A 1,085-nucleotide genomic window follows, 5' to 3' on the forward strand; every position below is an offset into this window, starting at 1 on the left:
GCGCAACCTCGCTCGCGCGATGGTCACGTCGTTCGCCACGCTGCGTTCGCCACGCGACGCCGAGCTCGTCGTGATCTGCGATGCCGAGGCCGACGCCGAATGGGCGTGGACCCAGTGGCTGCCCCACGTCCAGGCGAGCGGTTCGGTCACCGCGATGATCGGCAACACCGACGACAGCCGCCGCGAGCGCCTCCGTGAGGCAGCCGTCACGCTCGAGACCCGCATGCGCCTCTCGGGCCAGCGTGGCGCCGTCGTCCCGACCGACATCCTCATCGTCGTCGACGGCATCCGCGAGTACCGGATGCTCCCCGGCATGGTGCCGCTGCTCGAGCACGGCGCCGCGCACGGCATCCACATCATCGCGCTCGATTCCGAACGCGCCCGACTGCCCGAGGAGGCGGCGAGTGTCGTGGTCGTCGACCCGACGGACCCCTCCATCGGCCGCTTCGAGACCGGCAAGGAGTACTACCCGACGGTGCTGCTCGACGGCGTCTCGCTGAGCGCCGCCGAACGGATCGCCCGCAGCCTCTGCTCGATCCAGCACGTCAGCGGCGTCGGCGACGACGCCATGCTCCCCACGAGCGTGCGCATGGTCGACCTGCTCAAGATCGATCTCGACGACCCGGCGCCCATCATGCAGCGCTGGGCGAAGCAGCCCCGGAACACCTTCGTGGTGGTCGGCGCCAACGCCGACGGCGAGTTCGCGCTCGACATCTCGCGCGACGGCCCGCACGCGCTCGTCGCCGGAACGACGGGCTCGGGCAAGTCCGAGTTCCTGCAGGCGCTCGTCGTGAGCCTCGCGATGGCGAACCGTCCCGATGCGCTGAACTTCGTGCTGGTCGACTACAAGGGCGGCTCGGCGTTCGCGGATTGCGAGCGCCTGCCGCACACGGTCGGCATGGTCACGAACCTCGACGCCCGCGAGACGGAGCGTGCACTCGCATCGCTCGATGCCGAGCTGAAGCGCCGTGAACGCGTGCTCAGGGACATGAACGCGAAGGACGTCGAGGGAGCCTGGGCGAAGGACGCCGACACCGCGGCCAAGCGAGGGCTCGCCCGGCTGATGATCGTGATCGACGAGTTCG

At 69.9% G+C, this 1,085-nt stretch carries 1 protein-coding gene; it reads left to right on the top strand.

The window, feature by feature from the left end:
* Window positions 1–19 precede the first annotated feature (19 nt).
* A partial coding sequence (locus ACFWWU_RS37450; protein WP_384153744.1) for an FtsK/SpoIIIE domain-containing protein occupies window positions 20–1,085 on the top strand: 1,066 nt, incomplete at its 3' end.

This window comes from Streptomyces sp. NPDC058650 (assembly GCF_042717315.1).
In the GTDB taxonomy this organism is placed as follows: domain Bacteria; phylum Actinomycetota; class Actinomycetes; order Streptomycetales; family Streptomycetaceae; genus Streptomyces.